12 protein-coding genes are annotated in these 14099 nt (G+C 71.0%); 8 read left to right on the top strand and 4 right to left on the bottom strand.

Annotated elements, in window-relative coordinates; genetic code table 11:
- The first annotated feature begins 8 nt into the window (after window positions 1-8).
- Complete coding sequence (gene eccB / locus ACTMTF_RS19040; RefSeq protein WP_441111884.1) at window positions 9-1424, top strand: type VII secretion protein EccB; 1416 nt, start codon at window positions 9-11, stop codon at window positions 1422-1424.
- Between the two features lie 36 nt (window positions 1425-1460).
- On the opposite strand, the gene ACTMTF_RS19035 is transcribed toward eccB, so the two are convergent.
- Together ACTMTF_RS19035 and ACTMTF_RS19030 are read right to left on the bottom strand one after the other, a co-directional pair.
- Window positions 1461-2321 (bottom strand): hypothetical protein, encoded by an 861-nt coding sequence (locus ACTMTF_RS19035; protein ID WP_441111883.1) that lies wholly within the window; start codon window positions 2319-2321, stop codon window positions 1461-1463.
- 7 nt (window positions 2322-2328) lie between these two features.
- Window positions 2329-3459, bottom strand: coding sequence for a hypothetical protein (locus ACTMTF_RS19030; RefSeq protein ID WP_441111882.1), 1131 nt, complete (start codon window positions 3457-3459; stop codon window positions 2329-2331).
- 180 nt (window positions 3460-3639) lie between these two features.
- Between ACTMTF_RS19030 and ACTMTF_RS19025 the strand changes: the two genes are divergently transcribed.
- The 6 genes from ACTMTF_RS19025 to ACTMTF_RS19000 are packed head-to-tail and all read left to right on the top strand — an operon-like array spanning window position 3640 to window position 8056.
- Entirely contained in the window at window positions 3640-3969 is a 330-nt protein-coding gene (locus ACTMTF_RS19025; protein ID WP_397008268.1) for a WXG100 family type VII secretion target, read from the top strand.
- 29 nt (window positions 3970-3998) lie between these two features.
- On the top strand, window positions 3999-4310 hold the full coding sequence (locus tag ACTMTF_RS19020) for a WXG100 family type VII secretion target (protein ID WP_397008266.1): 312 nt from the start codon (window positions 3999-4001) through the stop codon (window positions 4308-4310).
- Between the two features lie 48 nt (window positions 4311-4358).
- A complete protein-coding gene (locus ACTMTF_RS19015; protein ID WP_397008264.1) occupies window positions 4359-4709 on the top strand; it encodes a hypothetical protein in 351 nt (116 codons plus the stop codon).
- Window positions 4709-6199, top strand: a complete 1491-nt coding sequence (locus ACTMTF_RS19010; RefSeq protein ID WP_441111881.1) for a WXG100 family type VII secretion target — start codon at window positions 4709-4711, stop codon at window positions 6197-6199. The genes ACTMTF_RS19015 and ACTMTF_RS19010 overlap by 1 nt, the downstream gene beginning before the upstream one ends.
- Complete coding sequence (locus ACTMTF_RS19005) at window positions 6196-6618, top strand: hypothetical protein (protein ID WP_397008262.1); 423 nt, start codon at window positions 6196-6198, stop codon at window positions 6616-6618. Before ACTMTF_RS19010 ends, ACTMTF_RS19005 begins: the two co-directional genes overlap by 4 nt.
- Window positions 6619-6640: 22 nt before the next feature.
- Window positions 6641-8056: a hypothetical protein gene (locus ACTMTF_RS19000; protein WP_441111880.1), complete on the top strand. Its 1416-nt coding sequence runs from the start codon at window positions 6641-6643 to the stop codon at window positions 8054-8056.
- A gap of 8 nt (window positions 8057-8064) precedes the next feature.
- Here ACTMTF_RS19000 and ACTMTF_RS18995 read toward each other — a convergent pair whose 3' ends face one another.
- Both ACTMTF_RS18995 and eccD read right to left on the bottom strand, forming a co-directional pair.
- A complete protein-coding gene (locus tag ACTMTF_RS18995; RefSeq protein WP_441111879.1) occupies window positions 8065-8502 on the bottom strand; it encodes a YbaB/EbfC family nucleoid-associated protein in 438 nt (145 codons plus the stop codon).
- 43 nt (window positions 8503-8545) lie between these two features.
- The gene (eccD, locus tag ACTMTF_RS18990) at window positions 8546-10003 is read right to left on the bottom strand and encodes a type VII secretion integral membrane protein EccD (protein WP_441111878.1); all 1458 of its coding nucleotides are present in this window, start codon (window positions 10001-10003) and stop codon (window positions 8546-8548) included.
- 104 nt (window positions 10004-10107) lie between these two features.
- On the opposite strand from eccD, the gene eccCa reads away from it, so the two are divergent.
- Window positions 10108-14088 (top strand): type VII secretion protein EccCa, encoded by a 3981-nt coding sequence (gene eccCa / locus ACTMTF_RS18985; RefSeq protein ID WP_441111877.1) that lies wholly within the window; start codon window positions 10108-10110, stop codon window positions 14086-14088.
- Window positions 14089-14099: the final 11 nt, after the last annotated feature.

The following is a 14099-nucleotide window of genomic DNA, read 5'->3' as shown; positions in this document are numbered from 1 at the left end:
GAGGGGACATGCAGACCAACAAGGACCTCTATCAGGCTCATCGGCTGATGCAGCAGCGGCTGGGCATGGCGCTGCTGCAGGCCGAGCCGGACGTCCCGGAGTCCCCCATGCGCCGCCAGAACGTGGGCACGTTCGGCGGCATCCTGGTCGGCGTGCTGGTCCTGGCCGTGTTCGGCATCTGGGGGCTGGTCTCACCCGGGAACGCCACCAAGCTGACCGAACCGGGACAATTGCTGGTCGAGGAGGAGAGCGGGGCCACCTACGTCTACAGCGCGCAGCAACGGCGGCTGCTGCCGGTGGCCAACTACGTGTCCGCACGGCTCGTGCTGGACGCCGGGGAGGTCCGCACGCGCAGCGTGAGCGCGGCCTCGCTGGCCGAGTTCGCCCGCGGGCCGCTCATCGGGATCGAAGGGGCCCCCGACTCGCTGCCCGAGCGGGAGAAGCTGGTCAAGAAGCCCTGGTCCGTGTGCGTTCATGACGGGCCCGACAAACTCGGCGAGAGCAAGTCGCACACCACCTTGGTCGCGGGGACGGACGTCGGCGGGAATCCGGTCGGCACGGACGCGATGGTGGTCAGTGACGGGCGGCAGAACTGGCTGATCTGGGCCGATCGCCGCATGCGGGTGGACGAGAACGGCGTGCGGGCGCTCGGCGCACGCCCCAGGAAGGTGCCGCCGGCCTGGCTGAACGCCCTGCCGGCCGGGCATGACTTCAGCGGTCCCAAGGTGATCGGCCTCGGCAGGAAGGTGCGCGCCGGCGGGAAGGTCACGGCGGTGGTCGGGCAGGTCTTCACGGTCCCGGCGGTCCCCGGCACGTCCGCCCGCTGGTACGTGCTGCTCTCCGACGGGCTGGCGCCCATCACCTCCGTGCAGGCCAGGCTGCTGCTGGAGGACCCCGACAGCAAGAAGGCGTACGGATCGCGCCCGGCGCTGCCGATCACCATCGACGCCGCGTCGGCCAACGCCTCGCCGTCGAAGCAGAAGGTGCTGGACGACAGCCTGCCGGCGACCATGCCCGAGGTGGTCAGCCCGCCCGGTTCGGCGCCGCTCTGTCTGACCTACCCGAACACGCAGACGGGCTCGCTCGTGGCGAAGGTGACGATCGGCAGCGACGTCGCGATGCCGACCCCGCCGAGCGCGGGCAACCAGGAGCGGTTCGACCAGGTTCTGCTGCCGCCGGGAGGCGCGGTGATCGCCGGGCTGCTGCCCGGCGAGGGCCAGGTCAGCGCGGCGACCTCCTCCCTGTCGTTGATCAGCGACCAGGGGGTGCGCTACCCGGTGCCGTCGGCGGAGGTGCTCGCCAAGCTCGGCTACGACGCCTCGGACGTCACGCCGGTGCCCGCGAGCATCCTGCGCCTGATCCCGCAGGGGCCGACGTTGGACCCGGCGGCGGCCCGGACACCGATGAACGTCCTGTCCGGATAGCCGGACAGGACGGACAGGCGGGCGGGCGGGCGGGCGCTAGAAGCCGAACTCCGGCATGAAGGAGTCGTCCAGCTTGCCGGCGTCGAACTGGGACTGCGGATCGTCGACGACGTCCAACGTGGCGGGATTCCAGATGGCGCTGGCCTCCATGAGGTTCGGCGCGGTCCCCGACACCGCCTCCAGACCGGGCAGGTCCTGGGTGAACTGGTTGTAGGCGACGGCCGCCACACCCAGGATCACGCTGGCCTTCAGGACCAGCTTCCAGTGATTGGTGAAGATCGCCTTCGCCGTGATGTGCAGGCTCTCCACGACGCCGATGGCCTGCGCCTCGCCGGCGAGCGCCAGGGTCGCCGTGGCGCGCAGCATCGTGACGTAGGCGGCCAGCGTCGTCAGGACGGCCGCGATGGCCACGCAGCACAGCACCAGCGCGTGGGTGCCCTGGGCCGAGGCTTTGAGCGTGCTGCCGGTGTTCATCCTGTTGCTGTCCAGCGTGGCCAGGTGCCCGTCGAGCACGTCCACCTTCTCCAGGAAGGAGGTGTAGCCCCGGCCGGCCCAGTCCTTGTTGCTGCCGATCTCCCTGCTCAGCCGCTTCAGCTCGCCGCGCAGGTAGGTCAGGTCGCTGGCCCCGGTGGCGTGCACGCCTTGGGACGAGGCCGGGGCGGCCATCGGCGGTCGCCACTCCTGCGTGGCCGTCTGCCCCACCGGGCCGGGCTTCGCGCCCGCGTCGATCGGGGTGGTGTTGAGCCACTGGTCGGCCGCCCGATCCTGCTCGGCCGGGTCCGCGACCAGCAGGCCCATCAGCCCGACGATCGGCGAGGCGTACGGCAAGATGACCGCGGCCGCCGTCGCGGTCGCCACCGCGCCGAGGAAGAGCTCGAAATCGCCTTCGTGTGCCATGACTTCTCTAAACCTCTCTGCCGAGCACCGACGGCGCTATGTCCTCGTCCCCGCCCCAGACTCCCTCGTCCTCGGCCAGGTGGGCGCCACGGTCGCGGTCCTGCTCCTGGCCGCCCGCACCGGCTCCCGCTCCGCCGCCCATGGGGTAGAGCGGCATGCCGCTGTTCAGCGCCTTGGAGAGGTTGCCCTGCCCGGCGGCGCCCTGGGCCCCGGTGCCGGACGACGCGCCGCCGACGCCCCCGTCCGGCAGGGTGACGCCCGTACGGGGCATGGAGCTGCGCGGATCGACCGTCGTGCTGTCGGGGATGGGCACCTGCGGCATGGCCGGGGTGTTCAGTCGTGGATCGACGCCCGCCAGATCGGTGCCGTCGGGCGGCTTCACCGCCCCCAGATCGGGAGTCTTCAGGTCCGGCTGGCCGATCTTGTCGAGGTCCGGCTGCTTGATCTGGTCAAGGTTCGGCTGGTCGATGTCACCGGGCTTCGGCACGTCGACGTCGCCGGGCTTCGGGATGTCGACGTCACCGGGCTTCGGCACGTCGACGTCGCCGGGCTTCGGGATGTCGACGTCACCGGGCTTCGGCACGTCGATGTCACCGGGCTTCGGGATGTCGACGTCACCGGGCTTCGGGATGTCGAGGTCCCCCGGGCCTCCCAGACCAGGGCCGCCCTTGCCGATCCCGCCCAGGTCACCGGCTCCGGGAAGCCCGCCCGGCGGCTTCATGCCGCCGATGCCTCCCCCGGGGATCTTCGGAGGCTTCGGGCCGCCCTTGTCGGGCGCCTTGCTGTACAGCTCGGCCTTTTCGGTGTTGTCGGCCGCGTCGGACAGGGCCTTCTTCCAGGACTCGAGCACCTTCGTGCCCTGGGTCAGCGCGTCCGCCGCGCCGTCACGCACCGAGCGGTGCGCGACGTTGAGCCCGCCGCCGACCACGCCGAAGGTCAGCGCGTGCATGTCGATGGCCCTGGTCTTGTCGCTCATCAGCGACAGGTCCTGGCCGTAACCGCCCACGTTGGACCCTAGGTTCCTGACGCTCGAGTACTTCATGTCGAACTCGGGGTCGTTGTCCCTCGGGTGGAGTCTCGGCACGGTGGCGCCGAGCCCGGCGAAGGGATCATCGGTAGACGAGGATGAGTTGGACACTGGCCCCCCTTGTCGCATCGCTCACATACGCTACGCCAGCCTCTCAGATGTCACCCAATAGGACTGGGAGAATAAGGGGTAAATGTGCAACCCTTGGGGCGATAGTTCACTAATGTGACGTCGGGGCCCCGACACCGGATGAATGCCCCGTGTCAGCCGAGCAGCAAGGGAGGGAGATCTGTGGGCGCCGAGCCGCAGACTCAAGTAAGCGAATCCGATCTCAAGGCCGCAATCGCCCTGATCGAGGACGCCGCTACCAAGTTGCGTACCATCCAGCGGAATCTCGACACCGCTGGAGCCACCCTCAAGACGAGCTGGGTGGGTCAGTCCGAGGCCGCCTTCCACGCCGTCCACGTCAAGTGGCACGAGCGGATGGACGTGATCCTCGCCAGCCTGCACCGCCTGGCGGAGAGCATCGGGACGAGCGGCAAGAACTACGCCGCCTTCAACCAGGAGCGGACCGAGGCGATGAACCACATCGCCCAGCTCATCAGCGCCAAGCCGCTCTAAGACCCTTCTAGCCAGACTGGAGGCCGCAGATGGCCGCGGATGACATCTTCGATCGTACAAAGGTCAACTTCTCGGGTCTCGGCCAGGGCGAGGACGCCTTCGCCCAGGCCCACAACGGCCTGGTGGAGACGCTGGAGACACTCGAGCGGGACCTCATGGCCAAGAGCGCGATCTGGGAAGGCCAGTCCAAGACGGTCTTCACCGAGGTCCGGGAGCTCTGGAACCGCGAGGCCAGGGACATGTCGCAGTTCGTCCAGCTGCTCAAGACGAACATCAACATCACCAGCATGAACATGCAGCAGGTCGAGAGGGTCAACTCCCAGATCTTCGACGGCCGCTAGAACGGGCCCAGGGGCGGCACCGCCGGGGTCTGACACCAGAGGGGAAACATGGGCAGCGATCGTGGCGTGGATCTCAGCAGGAGAGCGATCAAGGCGGCCAAGACCGATCTGGAAGAGGCGCTGGCGCTGCTGCGCCCCGACAGCTCGGGCGGCGAGGTGCAGCCGGTCCTCACCCAGTCGGGACCGGCCGGGCAGCTGAGCGCCGACTACGAGGCGCTGGGCGGGCTCTGGCCTGCCGCCATGGGCTACCAGCAGAGCACGCGCGCGGCCGTCACCGCGGTCACCGGCTCCTACGGCAACATCGGCGTACAGGTGGAGAACGTCATCGAGCTGCTCAAGCAGGCGTTGCGCAATTACGACGACGCCGAGGGAGCCGGGGAAGGCAGCAGGCAGGTCTGATGGCCGAGAACCAGGCGCCGATCAGGGCGGAGATCGCCAGCACCGACTTCGACGGGGTGCTGTCGCTCGACCAGCTGCGGGAGACGCTGGCCAAGAACAAGCCGGAGCTGGTGCGCGCCGCCGCCACCGAGCTGCTCACCGCCAAGCAGCGCCTCGACCATCTGGTCGGCGTGCTCGACCTGCATCTGCGGGCGCTGAACGAGCACTGGACTGAGGGCGAGGACGCCAAGGTCGTCAAGACCCAGCTGCGCAGGCTGCGCGACTCCGCCGCCACGATGTCCACCACGATCAACGACCAGCCGGCGGACGCCACCCAGTGCGTGGCCAACCCGACGGGAGTCGCCCCCGCGCTGCTCCTCCAGGCCCACACACTGGCGACCTTCAGGGGCGAGAACCTCCCCGAGTCCCCGGACCGGGACGTCTCGATCCTGGAGGGCGCCTACCAGGGCGGCATGGCCGGCCTCGGCGTGGGCGCCGGGGTCGGATTCTTCGTCGGCGGCGTGGGCGCCGGGCCGGGCGCGGTGATCGGCGCGGTCGTGGGCACCGTGGCCGGCGGCATCACCTCCGCCTTCTCCGACGGCCCGTTCATGAACATGTTCGGCGACTCCAAGGAGGAGCAGGACAGGAACCTCGCCGCGGAGCACATCAGGCTGCTGAGCGAGGCCACCAAGGCCAACAACCAGGCGTTCCCCGCGGCGCTCAGGACCGACATCCCCCAGTTCGACGTCCTGAGCCCGAGACTTCCTGTCACCCCCTTCAACCAGGGAACGCTCCCCGCCGGCGGCCTGCCCGGAGGTCTGCCCCAGTCGTACGCCCCAGGGAGCGGCCTGCCTGACGGCCTGTACGTCCCGAACCAGGACGGCATGCTCGACCCCGGCCGCCACCAGATCCCCGGCTTCGATGACACCGGTCTGTCCATCGCCTTCCCCGGCGGCACGGACGGCCCCGGCGGGACCGACGGGACCGGCGGCGACGGATCTGGCGGCGACGGGTCCGGGACGAACGGCTCAGGCCTCCCCGGAGGCGGGCCGAACTCCACGAATCCCAACGGAACGACGGTCCCCGGCGTAAAGGTGCCCGACGCGCCCAACGGCACGATCCCGGACACCGGCGTCGGCAGCCCGACCGCGCTGGCCGGGCTCCCCGACTCGTCCTTCACCGGCGGCCAGCCCACCGGCTACCCATCCGGCAACCCGACCGGCGTCACGACCGGCCCAGGCTCGCCCACGACGGGCATCGGTAGCCCGTACGGCGGGTCGGGCTTCGGCGCGGCCTCCGGAGGAGCGGCCGGAGGGGCGAGCGCCGCCCTCCTGCGCGCCTCGGGCGGCGGCGGTTCCCCGTTCATGATCCCTCCCGGCGGCGCCGGTGGCGCTCAGCAGCAGAGCGAGCAGGAGCGGAGCACGTTCCTCCTGGAGGACGAGGACTACTTCAGGAGTGAGGAGCCCACGACGGGCCCCTACATCAGCGGTGAATCGAAAGGCAGGGCATGAGCCGTCCAGATGACAGCGGCATGGGCACGCCCGTCCCGGAGTTGGACCTCCCCAAGAACTTCCCCGGCCTCGGCGGGGACGACGGCCTGGGGCCGGACATCGACCACGCGGGCGTCAGAGAGGTCATCTCCCGCCTGCGCAAAGAGCTGGGCACGCTGCGCGGCAGCGCGCCCGCCTCGATGAGCGCCACCTGGAGCGGGCCCGGCACGGTCGCCGAAGTGGCCGGAACGGGCAACATCGGGTCCCAGGAGACGGGCAAGTGGGAAGTGGCCCGCTTCTTCGGCGGAAACACCGCGCAAGCCTACGAAGTGTTCGGAGGCAGCTACTACGAGCTGCTGGACCACGTCGAGAAGTGGGCGGACGCGGTGGAGAAGGCCGTCAGTAATTATGAGAAGGGTCACGCGGACAGCAGTGCGTGAGAATCGGCGAGGGTGACGGAAAATGGCTGAAAACTGGAAGCCGATCAAGCTGTACGTCTACCTCGGCAGCGTCACACCGCCCCAGGGCACGAGCCGGGAGACCGTCCTCGAGTACCTGAACAGCGCCGACCCGGACGCGATCGAGCGCGCCGGGCGGAGCTATGTCGAAGCCGCCAAGCTGGTACAGGGTGACGCCGGGGGCAAGGGCGGGGTCCAGGGCGCGGTCATGAAGGCCGCCGAGGACCTCGCCGCCGTGTGGCGCGGCGGCGACGCCGCCAACGCGCTGAAGGCACTGCGGCTGCTGCACGCCAGCGCGGGCGCGCTCGGCCAGGCCATGAAGCAGACCGGCGAGCCGCTGACCAAGTACGCCGGCGAGGTCAGGCGCTACCGCACGATGGTGGCCGACCTGCCCCCCGCGCCCCTGATCAAGCCCATGCCCACCTTCGCGAACGGCGGTATCGACCTCCCCGGCGGGAACGGCGTGACCGCGCCGCCGGTGATCAGCGCGTACGGCCCGAACGGACTGACCGGCCCGATCATCGACTCGGACGCGCAGGCCAGGAAGCGGCTCGAAGAGCTCAACGTGGTGATCTACGACCTGAACAGCCAGATCGCCGACGGGCTGGCCTTCAAGATGCCGAACATCACCCCGATGGACGTGAACACCGAGCGGGCGCCGCAGCTCGACCCCGGCTCCGGCACGAAGGTGCCCTACGGCACGACCAGGTACTGGAGCGACGGCACGGGCGGCGGCCCGGGCGGCGACTACTCCGATTACACCGGCTCCTCCGGCTCCGAGGACTCCTCCGGCTCGGGACGGCCGGGCGACGACACTCCGGGTCCCGGCGACCGGCCGGGCGGTCCCGAGGACGATACGCCGGGCCGCGAGCAGGACCAGGGCGGGCGCGACCCGGTCGACGGGTCCGACGACGACCCGTCCTCGACCGACCGGCCCGGCAGCGACATCCCCCAGCAGCAGCCGGAACAGCAGCAGCCCGGCCCGAACCAGGACGGCGGCGAGCGGGAGGTCCCCGCGGTGATCGGCGGCGAGGACCGGGGAACCCAGCTCGCCGACGCCACCACCACGACCACGCCCCCGACGACCACCACCACGACGCCCGCGAACCCGCACACCAGCATCCCCACGACCGCCTACACGCCCACCGCTCAGACGCCGTTCACCACCACCAACCCGTTTTCGACCCCCGGCGGGCCGACCGGCGGCACCTGGTACGGCGCCGGCACCCCGGCCTCGGCGGCGAGCCCCGCGGTGCTGCGAGGCGGGCCGGCCGCCGCCGGCAACGGCTTCATGGGATACCCGCCCGGCGGCATGGGCGCGGGCTCCAACGAGGGCGAGGAGCGCACCCGCGAGTACTACGACCCCGAAGGGGACCTCTGGTCCCCGGCGCAGGAGGTCGGCCCGCACACGATCGGCTGACCGGCCCCTCAGCGCTCCATACGGTTGCGGATCTGGTCGAGCTCGCCCATGAGGTCGTCGAAGGTCCGGTTGTAGGCGGCTTCCGCCTCCCGGACCTGGGCCATGGGCCCGTCGGGGTCGTCGGCGAAGCGCATCGGGTTCTCGTCGCCGAACAGCTCCTGCATCGACTCGGTCACCTTGCGCCGCAGGTCGTCCGCTGCCTCGGCGATGACGGCCTGGATGAGCTCGGCCAGCTCGCCGGAGGTGCGGCGCATGGCCTTGGGATGGAGCTGGAGACTGCGCAGGCCGGCGTTGCCCATCTCGACCTGGACCAGGCCGTCCCGGTCGGCCGCCCGGCCGACGAGCTCGGTGAGCACCTCCCGGAGGTCGCCGATGCGAGCCATCTGCGCGTCCGCGTTCTTGAGGACCCTGTCGAGGTCCATCGCCCCGAACTCCCGCTCGATCATCCGCACACTCCCCTAGCCATATTTCCGACGAGAATATCGATTTCTAACCTGACAGGCCCCGGATCCACGTGTAGACCTCCAGCACGCCGAGGGCCAGCGGGAAGAGCGCGATCAGCAGCACGATGTCCACCAGGTCGCCGGCCCGCCCCCAGAACGGCGACAGGCGCCCGGACGGCAGCCACAGGCCGAGCCCGACGACCAGCAGGGCCAGCCAGAGCAGGCCCATCACCACCGCGGCGGCGGCCACCGTGCCCGCGCCCGCGCTCATCGAGACGCCCACCGCCACCAGCCCGCCGAGACCGCCGCACAGCAGCCAGAGCCGCTGGCCCAGGCCGTGGAAGACGCGGGCGCGCAGCAGCAGCGTCAGGCAGAGCACGACGGCCATGGAGGTGGCCATCCAGCCCGGCGTGCCGACCAGGTAGACCAGCGCCCCGATGACGGTCAGCGCGATGCCGACGACCATGCCGGTGGCGTAGCGCCTGGCCTGGGCGGTGCGGCCGAGGACGCCGTCGCTGTCCAGCCGCTGGTTGTCGGCGCGCAGCTCCTCGGCGTTGGTCGGCAGGGTGGGCAGCGGCACCCGGGCGATCCTGAAGGACAGTGAGGGAATCAGCGGGCTGAGCGACATCAGGATCGTGGCGGCCATGGCCGCCGCACCCGCCGCGGGCACGCCGGAGACCATGACCACGGCCGCGGCGAGCGCGCCCACCACCGTCGCGATGGCCGTGCCGAGGAAGCCCGCCACCCCGTCGGCGACCACGCTGCCGCCGATCGTGGCCACCAGCGCGGTGCAGACCAGCGCGGCCAGCAGATGGGGGGCGCCGAGCCCGGCCACGCTGGATCCGCTCGCCAGACCGTACAGACCGGCGACGAAGGCGTACGGGAGCGCGGCGTAGCCGATCAGCGCGCCCGCGGCGGAGTCGCCGACCGCCCTGGACAGGGCGGCGCTGACCCCGATCAGCAGGACCGCCAGCATGCCCGCGACCACGGTCAGGCCCAGCGGCGGGCCGCCCGCGAGGACGAGGGCGGGGACGCCGAGGGCGAGGATGACGGCCGCCGCGCCCGCGCCCAGGAGCCTGGTGTGGCGCGGCTCCCACTTGCTGGAGCTGTCCTTCACCCCGGTGGCCACCACGTCGGCCACATCGTCGTACAGCGCGGGCGGCAGGGTGAACTCGCGCGGCCGCAGGTACAGCACCTCGCCGTCGAGCACGCCGAGGGCGGCGAGCGTCTGGCCGAGGTCGAAGGGCGCGCCGCCCAGCCGCTGGAGCACCCAGCCGGGCGCGCTCGCCGAGTCGCCGCCCGCCTCACCGACCGCGCGCAGCAGTCCGGGCAGGACGTGCGGCAGCGGGATGTCGGCGGGCAGGGCCAGATCCGCCCGGCGACGCGGGGCGACGATCGTCACATGGCACAGCGGCGGCAACGCCGGCGGCGGGGCCTGCTGCGGTTGCCGCTGCGGCGGCCGCTGCTGGGGCTGCTGGAGGTGCTGATGGGCGAGCGAGGTCACGGACATACTCCAGGGGCTTACTGGTTAAATCCGACATGCCGAACATATAGGGACGGTGCTTCTGGTAAGAAAGTGTTTCAGGTGTCAGGAGGGTTGTCTCACCAGTGAGCATTGTCGTCGTCAGGCGCCCCGAACGCCGCCCCAGTCCCCAGCCACCGCGCGGGGAGATCCTGCTGGAGTCTCCGCCGGAGATCCCCGAGGTTCAGCCCGCGGGGCTCAGTGGCATTCTCATGTACTTGCCCATGCTGGCGGGCGGGGCCGCCATGGGGCTGATGTTCACCGCCAACGGCAACTCCAACCCGATCATGTACGTGGCCAGCGGCCTGTTCGCCGTGTCCATGCTCGGCATGACGCTCGGCCAGGTGGGCCGCAACTCGGGTGAGCGCAAGAACCGGCTCAACGGCCTGCGCCGCGACTACTTCCGCTATCTCTCCCAGATCCGCCGGAAGATCCGTAAGGCCGCGATCCAGCAGCGCGAGGCCCTGGAGTGGAGCGGGCCCGCCCCCGACACGCTCTGGTGGGTCGCGATGGGCCCGCGCCTGTGGGAGCGCCGCCCCCGCGACGACGACTTCGGCACGGTACGGCTCGGCACGGGCGTGCAGAAGCTGGCCGTCCAGCTCATCCCGCCGGACTCCAAGCCCGTCGAGGACCTCGACGCGCTGACGGCGGGTGCGCTGCGCAGGTTCGTCAGGACCCACTCCACCGTGGCCGGGCTGCCGGTGGCGGTCGCGCTCGACTCCTTCGCCCGGATCCACCTCGGCGGCGACCCGCGAGCGGTGCGCGACCTGACCAGGGCCATGATCGCGCAGCTCGTCACCTTCCACTCCCCCGACGACATGCGGATCATGGTGTGCGCGAGCAAGGAGTGGATGCCGCACTGGGACTGGGTGAAGTGGCTGCCGCACGCGCTGCACCCCGAGGAGGCCGACGCGGCCGGTCAGGTGCGGCTGATGGCGGAGAACATGGCCCAGCTCGACCAGCTCATGGGCGACGAGCTGAAGGAACGGGCCCGGTTCCGGCCGGGAACGGCCTCGGACGCGCTGCCGTACCACGTCGTGATCGTGGACGGCGGGCACGTACCGCACGACTCCCAGCTGGGCACGGACGCCATCCAGGGCGTCACGGTCATCGACCTGTCGGAGGCGACCGGACCCGTCGAGGAGGGCAGCACCCTCAGGCTCGACATCGAGCCGGACGGGTTCCACATGGTGAAGATCGACCATGCGGGCAAGCGGTCGACGAACCGGCTCGGCGATCCCGACTCGCTCGACTACGCGCGGGCGGAGGGCCTGGCCAGGCAGCTCGCGCCGCTGCGGTCCTCGACCGGCTCCGGCGGCGAGGCGCAGGACCTGCTGGGCGCCAACACCACGCTGACCGACCTGCTCGGCGTCGGCGACCCGGCGCTGCTGCACCCCGCGATGACCTGGCAGCCCAGGGCGGGCCGCAACAGGCTGCGGGTGCCGATCGGTCTCGGCAGCGACGGGCGGGTGGTCGAGCTCGACATCAAGGAGTCCGCGCAGGGCGGCATGGGCCCGCACGGGCTGGTCATCGGCGCGACCGGCTCCGGCAAGTCCGAGCTGCTGCGCACCATGGTGCTCGGCCTCGCCATCACCCACTCGTCGGAGATCCTCAACTTCGTCCTCGTCGACTTCAAGGGCGGCGCGACCTTCCTCGGCCTGGAGACCCTCTCGCACGTCTCCGCCGTGATCACCAACCTGGAGGACGAGCTCCCCCTGGTCGACCGCATGCACGACGCGCTGCACGGGGAGATGGTGCGCCGGCAGGAGCTGCTGCGCGCCGCGGGCAACTTCGCGTCGCTGCGCGACTACGAGCGGGCCCGTGAGCAGGGCGCCGACCTGCGGCCGATGCCGACGCTGTTCCTCGTGCTCGACGAGTTCAGCGAGCTGCTGACGGCCAAGCCGGAGTTCGTCGACCTGTTCGTGATGATCGGCCGGCTGGGCCGCTCGCTCGGCGTGCACCTGCTGCTGGCCTCCCAGCGGCTGGAGGAGGGCCGGCTGCGCGGGCTCGACACCCATCTGTCCTACCGGATCGGCCTGCGTACGTTCTCCGCCATGGAGAGCCGGGTCGTCCTCGGCGTCGCCGACGCCTACGAGCTGCCCTCCGCGCCGGGCAACGGCTATCTCAAGTTCGACACCACCGGCATGACGCGGTTCAAGGCCGCCTACGTCTCGGCGGCGCACCACGGCGACGCCTCCCAGGTGGCCGTGGTGGACGGCAAGGCGCCGATCCGGGAGGTCGTCGAGTACGGCCCCGGCTACATGCCGCTGCCCGAGGTCACCACGCCCGTCCAGCTGAACGCGGAGTCCGACGACGAGCCCGCCGGCGGCAACCAGCGTAGCCTGCTCGACGTGGTGGTCGGCCGGCTCGCCGGGCACGGCCCCGCCGCCCACCGCATCTGGCTGCCGCCGCTGGCCCAGCCGCCCACGCTGGCCCACCTGCTGCCGCCGCTCTCGGTCACCCCCGAGCACGGCCTGTCCACGACGGGCTGGCCCGGCCGGGGCAAGCTGCACGCGGTCGTCGGCATCATCGACAAGCCCTTCGAGCAGCGCCGTGACCCCTTCTGGCTGGACATGTCGGGCGCCGCGGGTCATGTGGGCCTGGCGGGCGGCACGCAGAGCGGCAAGAGCACCGTGGTGCGGACGCTGGTGACGAGCATGGCCCTCACGCACACCCCGCGCGAGGTCCAGTTCTACTGTCTCGACTTCGGCGGCGGCGCGCTCGCCTCCCTGGAGGGACTGCCGCACGTGGGCGGCGTGGCGGCCCGCCTCGACGGCGACCGGGTGCGCCGTACGGTCGCCGAGATCAGCGGGATCCTGGAGCAGCGCGAGCGCGACTTCAGCGAGCACGGCATCGAGTCGATCGTGTCCTACCGGCGGCTGATCCAGGACGGCGAGATCGAGGGCGACGGCTGGGGCGACGTCTTCCTCATCGTGGACGGCTGGCTGACGCTGCGCCAGGAGTTCGACTCGCTCGAACCGATCGTCACCGACATCGCCGCGCGCGGGCTCGGCTACGGCATCCACGTGATCGCCTCCACCAACAAGTGGTCGGAGTTCAGGCCGGGCATCCGGGACCTGTTCGGCACCAAGGTCGAGCTCAAGCTCGGCGACGCCTACGAGTCGGAGGTCAGCAGGAAGAAGGCGCAGGCGGTGCCCGAGGGGAGCCCGGGGCGCGGGCTGACGAAGGACGGGTTCCACTTCCTGTCGGCGCTGCCGCGCATCGACGGGGTGCAGGACTCCTCGAACCTGGGCCCCGGAGTCCGGGGGCTGGTGCAGGCCGTACGGGAGTCCTGGAAGGGGCCTGTGGCCCCGCCGGTGCGGCTGCTGCCCGCCGTGCTGCGGGTCTCCGCGCTGCCCGCCGACGAGGAGCGGATCCCGATCGGCATCGACGAGGCCACGCTGTCGCCCGTGTCGCTCGACTTCGACGCCGACCCGCACTTCGTGGTGTTCGGCGAGAACGAGAGCGGCAAGTCGAACGTGCTGCGGCTCATCGCCGAAGGGCTGGTGCGCAGGAAGCAGCCGAGCGAGGCCATGATGATCGTGATCGACTACCGCAGGTCGCTGCTCGACTCGGCGGCGACCGAGCACCGCATCGGTTACGCCGCCTCCAGCTCGGCCGCCACCGAGCTGATCAACGACGTCAAGGGGGCGATGCTGGGCCGCCTGCCCCCGGCGGACCTGACCCCGCAGCAGCTCCGCGACCGCAGCTGGTGGCAGGGGTCGGACCTGTACATCTTCGTCGACGACTACGACCTGGTCGCGACCTCGTCCAACCCGCTGCTGCCGCTCGTCGACCTGCTCCCGCAGGCGCGCGACATCGGCCTGCACGTGGTGCTGACGCGGCAGATGGGCGGCGCGGGCCGTGCCATGTACGACCCGGTCATCCAGCGCCTCAAGGACATGGCCAGCCCGGCGTTGCTCATGTCGGGCAACAAGGACGAGGGCTACCTGTTCGGCAACGTCCGCCCCCAGCCCCTGCCACCCGGCCGTGGCCATCTCGTCGACCGGCGCTACGGCGCTCGCCTCATGCAGACGGCGTTCCTGGACGCCACGGAAGAGCAGTGATCATGAAAGGA

Origin of the sequence: Nonomuraea sp. ZG12 (assembly GCF_052068115.1) — a bacterium.
Taxonomy (GTDB): domain Bacteria; phylum Actinomycetota; class Actinomycetes; order Streptosporangiales; family Streptosporangiaceae; genus Nonomuraea.
This window is presented reverse-complemented; position numbering and strand designations above follow the sequence as displayed.